The sequence below is a fragment of the Candidatus Aquicultor sp. genome (assembly GCF_054640775.1).
This window is the reverse complement of sequence record NZ_JBTSLF010000162.1, coordinates 1-5570: the sequence shown is the minus strand read 5'-3', so window position 1 is coordinate 5570 and position 5570 is coordinate 1. Positions and strand designations below refer to the sequence as shown.

4 protein-coding genes are annotated in these 5570 nt (G+C 51.0%); 3 read left to right on the top strand and 1 reads right to left on the bottom strand.

Features of this window, described 5'->3' with window-relative positions; translation table 11 throughout:
* Window positions 1-349: 349 nt before the first annotated feature.
* Window positions 350-2749 carry an endopeptidase La gene (gene lon / locus ACYC56_RS11640; RefSeq protein ID WP_461374348.1) on the bottom strand — a complete coding sequence of 800 codons (2400 nt, stop codon included), beginning with the start codon at window positions 2747-2749 and terminating at the stop codon, window positions 350-352.
* 347 nt (window positions 2750-3096) lie between these two features.
* On the opposite strand from lon, the gene ACYC56_RS11635 reads away from it, so the two are divergent.
* The 3 genes from ACYC56_RS11635 to trxA are packed head-to-tail and all read left to right on the top strand — an operon-like array spanning window position 3097 to window position 5530.
* On the top strand, window positions 3097-4224 hold the full coding sequence (locus ACYC56_RS11635; protein WP_461374347.1) for a PIN domain-containing protein: 1128 nt from the start codon (window positions 3097-3099) through the stop codon (window positions 4222-4224).
* A 25-nt stretch (window positions 4225-4249) separates the two neighbouring features.
* A complete protein-coding gene (trxB, locus tag ACYC56_RS11630; RefSeq protein ID WP_461374346.1) occupies window positions 4250-5173 on the top strand; it encodes a thioredoxin-disulfide reductase in 924 nt (307 codons plus the stop codon).
* A 27-nt stretch (window positions 5174-5200) separates the two neighbouring features.
* On the top strand, window positions 5201-5530 hold the full coding sequence (gene trxA, locus ACYC56_RS11625) for a thioredoxin (RefSeq protein WP_461374345.1): 330 nt from the start codon (window positions 5201-5203) through the stop codon (window positions 5528-5530).
* The last annotated feature ends 40 nt before the right edge of the window (window positions 5531-5570 follow it).

The window sequence follows — 5570 nt, the reverse complement described above, 5'->3', positions numbered from 1 at the left end:
TGAGAAGAATGTCGGCTATGTTTAAACAACACAAAAGTCGCAAAGAATTATCCATAAACTCACCAAGCTTATGGATACCAAAATATGACTTCGCGTAAACGCAGCGCCTGGTTGCTTTTTAAAGGACAAAAAGAAAAGGCCCAGGATCATGGGTTTTGTTCTAGTCCCCACTAGGGGCCTTCTATGGAGTCAATTCTTTCGAGTGCTCCCAAATAAAAGCGACCGTAACCCACGACGTGGCAGCAAGATCCTGAGCCTAAATATATTCGCTTAAGCCCCATGATACAACAAGGCTTGGCTACTTATCAAACTATTATTTCCCGGAAAACCTCCAGCGAAAATCCGGTCGTTACTTAGCTTTTAGGGCCGATACCTGCTTTTTTGCAACTTTAGCGCCTTTGGAGCCATTTTTGCCTTTAGTGCGAAGGGCCAGCTCAAGAACTTCGTCCACATGCTTTACGAAAAAGAATTTTAATTCTTCTTTGACTTCCTTTGAAACCAACTCGAGATCTTTTTTGTTTTCCGCTGGAAGGATGATCTCTTTGATACCCGCGCGATGTGCGGCAAGGATCTTCTCCTTGACGCCGCCGATCGGAAGAACGCGGCCCCGCAGGGTGATCTCACCCGTCATCGCGACTTCGCGCTTGGCCGGGCGTTTGGTGAGTTCTGAGGCGAGCGCCGTCGCTATTGTGATGCCTGCAGACGGGCCGTCTTTCGGAATGCCCCCGGCGGGCACATGGATATGGATATCGAGTTCGCTGTAGAAGTTCTTGTCGATGTCGAGCATCTCGGCGCGCGAACGAATATAGCTCACTGCTGCCTGCGCGGATTCGCGCATGACCTCGCCGAGCTGGCCGGTCAGCATGAGTTTGCCCCGGCCGGGCAGCGTCGTCGCCTCGACCGAGAGAACGTCGCCTCCGAACTCCGTCCAGGCAAGGCCGGTCGACACGCCGATCTCGTCCGCTTCCTCGGCCAGACCGTAGCTGAACTGGCGCGGGCCAAGGTATTCATGCACGTTCTTTTCGGTTATTTTCAACTTTTTCTTTTCACCCTCGACGACCTTGCGGGCGACTTGCCTGTAAATGCTTGCGATGCGCCGCTCGAGGCCACGCACGCCGGCTTCTCTGGTGTACTCGCGGATGATTTCTCTGAGCGCCTTGTCCTCGATTAGTATGTTCTTGTCTTTTAACCCGTGCTCTGGGATCTGCTTGGGGATGAGATACTTGGTTGCGATCTGTACCTTCTCCTCTTCGGTGTACCCCGAGTAAGGGATAATCTCCATGCGGTCACGGAGCGCCGCCGGGATGGTCTCAAGCATATTGGCCGTCGTTATGAAGACCACGTCGGAGAGGTCGAACGGGACCTCCAGGTAGTGGTCGGAAAACGCGAAGTTCTGCTCGGGATCAAGCACCTCTAATAACGCCGCCGTCGGATCGCCCCGGAAATCGGCGCCGACTTTATCGATCTCATCGAGCATAAAGACCGGGTTCTTTGTCCCCGCCTGGTTGATCGCCTGGATAATGCGCCCGGGTAGCGCCCCGACATAGGTGCGCCTGTGGCCGCGAATCTCGGCTTCGTCATGTACGCCGCCGAGCGAGATCCGCACGAATTTTCTCCCCAGTGAGCGGGCGATCGATTTTCCTATCGAGGTCTTGCCCGTTCCGGGTGGGCCGACAAAGCAGAGTATCGGGCCCCTCATCTTGTTGGTAAGCTGGTGCACCGCCAGATACTCGAGTACCCGTTTCTTGACCTGCTCTAATCCGTAATGATCCTCATCAAGGATGGCCGATGCTTCTTTCAGGTCAAGCTTTTGCTTGCTCTTCTTTTGCCACGGTAGCCCTATCAGCCAGTCCAAATACGTACGGATAACCGATGACTCAGCCGATTGGGGCGACATTTTAGTGAGCCTATCTAGCTCTTTCAGTGTCTTCTCGTTTACTTCCTTCGGCATCTTTGCCGCTTTTATCTTGGCGCGAAGCTCCTCCATCTCGGCTGCTTGCTCATCCATCAAACCCAGCTCCTGCTGGATAGCTTTAAGCTGCTCTTTGAGGAAATACTCCTTCTGTGTCTTGGTAAGCTGGTCTTTTACGCGGGACTGTATCTTGCTTCCGATCTCAAGTATCTCAAGCTCGCGGTTTAAGAATATGCTGACCTTCTCAAGACGGTCGTGCGCATTTACCGCTTCGATTATCTGTTGTTTCTCATCGATTTTAAGGTTCAAGTGGAACGCGATGAAGTCGGCGAGCCTGCCCGGCTCCTCGATATTCGCGGTCGCGAGAAGCACTTCCTGAGGGATGGGTTTGCCGAGGCTTGCCGAGCGCTCGAACTGAAGTACCAGGTTGCGCATGAGCGCCTCGACTTCTATATCTTTTTCTTCCTGCTCGGGAAGCACTTTGACCTTGACTTTAAAATAAGGCTCGGTCTGGGTGAACTCGACGATCTCTATACGGGACAATCCTTCGACCAGGGCTTTCGCCGTACCATCAGGAATTTTCAGCTCCTGCATGATAACCGCGGCGGTTCCGATACTGTACAGGTCTTCGATATCGGGCTCCTGAAGCTCGGCCATCTTCTGTGTAACGAGGGCTACGATATGCTCTTCTTTCATCGCCACCTCAAGCGCCGCAATCGACTTCTCCCTGCCGACAAATAGCGGGACTACCAGGTTCGGAAAGATGATCATATCTCGTAGAGGAATCAGAGCGACTTCTTCGGGAATAACTATTTCTTCTCTGTCTAGTTCATGCATAAGATCTATAGCTCCTTTTATATGTTCTTCTAAAAGTTATCTTAAGTATTCTTCTAAGTACTCTTCTAAGTATTCTTTAATGTTTCTCTCAGCATTTTCTAAGAATCAGTTGCTATATTCACAACTAACGAGGTTTGGTGTGTCCGTTAAGGTATCGGATAACCCCAGCTCTTTCTTAATTTGATAATACCACCTAATTTCTGCCGTACAATAAAGGTTCGCCTGGGGCCGAATCGCTCTTAGGCCAAGCAGATAAAATCGGCCGAACTGGGCGATGCCGACAAGCGTAGGGGGTTTTTATCAAACCACTACCGATTATAGTAGATAGAGTTTATAATGAGGGTATTATGTCGAAGATAAATAAAAAGCGACCTATCTATGTGCTGGATACAAATGTGCTTCTCTACAATCCAAAAGCTGTTTACGCGTTTCCGGACGCGGATGTCGTAATACCGGACATCGTACTCGGAGAACTTGATAAAATCAAGACGTCCCGGGCCGATCGCGAACTGCGCTACCGGAGCCGGCAAATATCCAGAATCCTCTTCGAACTCTCAGAACACGGTAAACTTACCGATGGAATCCCTTTTGCGAAAAACTCCGTCTTGCGGGTTATGAATTTTGACCCATCGAAGGGAAACCACGATAAATTCGGAAGCAAGAACTCGGATGATAGGATTCTGTCTGTCGTCTACCAGTTAAAGAATGAGAGCAACGGGCGTCCGGTCACCATCGTGACGAACGACCTTAATATGCTCTTGAAGGCGCAGACGCTGGGTATCAAAGTCGAGCATCCGGGTGAGGAGTTCGCGTATAGCGGTGTTAAACGGGCCCTGTTTAGGCTAAAGGCAAATAAAAAACCGGTTTGGACGACGGTTGCCGCAGTGGCGATTATCGCCTTGTTCATGGTGCTAAAACAGTATCCGGGTGTTTTAGGGTTGCAAACGACGCAGGCCGTACCTGAGGGTCCGGCTGATTTGATGAAGCAGTTTTCGCAGTACCAGAGCCAAGTCACTACCCTCAATGCGCAAAAAGATACTTATGAGAGTATCCTGAAGAAAAGTCCGAAGGATATCCAAGCGCTCTACGGCCTTGGCAATACCTATTTTGATGTGGCCCAGGTAAAGCAAGATCAGAAAACCTATCAAAAAGCGATCGATTACTACAAGAAAGCGCTGGATGTCGATCCGAGCAAGTCTAATATAAGGACGGACATGGCAGTAGCGTATAACTTTCTGGGCATGACGGATATTGCGACCGTCGAATTGAACAAAGTTGTCACGAGCGACCCGAGCTTTTTCCAGGCCTATTTTAACCTTGGCGTGATAAAATACCAGCAAAACGACCTTGAGCATGCAAAACAATTCTTCCAAAAGGTCTTGGAAAAGGCCCCCGCGCAAAGCCCATTCGCATCGCAAGCCGATGGCTACCTGCAGCAAATAGATGCCCAGGCTAAAGGTGCTCCTAAAAAATAAATAGAGAGAGGTTGGTGGTATAAACATGGCAGAAGAATACGATTTGATAATAATCGGCGGCGGCCCTGCCGGTCTTACGGCCGGTCTTTATGCGGCGCGCTCTATGCTTAAAGTACGACTTTTTGAAAAAGAGGTCGTCGGAGGACAGACATCCATCACGGATATCATCGAAAACTATCCCGGTTTCCCCAAAGGGATTTCCGGTTTCGAGCTTACGGATAAGATGCGCGAGCAAGCCCAGGAATTTGGGCTTGAGCTGGACATGGTCGAGGTGACATCGGTCGATTTTAGCGGGCCCATAAAGAAAGTCGTCACCCCGAACGGCGAGTTCAGCGCCAAGGTCGTAATCATTACAACGGGTGTTCGCCCGAGCAGATTGGACGTGCCCGGCGCGCAAGAGCTTACCGGCCGCGGTATTTCGTATTGCGCCACCTGCGATGGCCCCTTCTTCCGTAATAAGAAGGTCATGGTCATCGGTGGCGGCAACTCGGCGGTCGAAGAGGCCCTGTATCTGACGAAATTCGCGAGTCAGGTAACTATAATCCATAGAAGAGACCAGCTCAGAGCGGATAAAATCGTCCAGAAGCGGGCATTTGATAACGAGAAGGTCGACTTCTTACTCGATTCGGTCATCACGGCGGTTTCGGGCGACGGTCTGGTCACCGGTGTTACGGTAAAAAACGTGAAAACCGGTGAAGAGAAAGAGGTCCCGGCCGACGGGATATTCGTCTTTGTCGGTAACCTTCCCAACACCGAAGTGTTTGCGGGTAAGCTGGAGTTTGACGGAAGCGGGTATATCACAACCGATGAGTCGCTGATGACTTCGGCTCCCGGGGTGTTTGCCGCCGGAGATGTACGTCATAACCTGTTGAAACAAGTCGTAGTGGCGGCTGGAGAAGGCGCGCTTGCTGCTGTGTCCGCCGAGAAATACATCGAGAGCCAAGAGTAGGGCGCGAAAGGAGTAGGTACGAGACATATGGGTGCGAACGTTGTTAAAGTTGACGAGCAGTCGTGGGATGCGGAAGTAATCGGCTCTGATATGCCGGTTCTGGTTGATTTTTGGGCTGAGTGGTGCGGTCCGTGCAGGATCGTGGCCCCGGTAGTCGATGAGTTGGCAAATGAATATTCGAGCAAGGTGAAATTCGCCAAGCTTAACGTAGATGACAACCCGCGCATAGCGGGACAGTACCAGGTGATGAGCATCCCGACCTTCGCCATCTTTCAGAACGGCGAGCTAAAGAAGCGCTTTGTCGGGGCAATGCCGAAAGAGCGCTTTGTGGCAGAGCTTTCGGAGTGGCTCGGATAAAGACTGAAAACAGAGGGTTACCTATACAAATGAAGATCTT

Bases quoted from the DNA above. Each gene is read 5' to 3' on its own strand.
- lon (WP_461374348.1), bottom strand. From the start codon at position 2,749: ATGCATGAACTAGACAGAGAAGAAATAGTTATTCCCGAAGAAGTCGCT.
- ACYC56_RS11635 (WP_461374347.1), top strand. From the start codon at position 3,097: ATGTCGAAGATAAATAAAAAGCGACCTATCTATGTGCTGGATACAAAT.
- trxB (WP_461374346.1), top strand. From the start codon at position 4,250: ATGGCAGAAGAATACGATTTGATAATAATCGGCGGCGGCCCTGCCGGT.
- trxA (WP_461374345.1), top strand. From the start codon at position 5,201: ATGGGTGCGAACGTTGTTAAAGTTGACGAGCAGTCGTGGGATGCGGAA.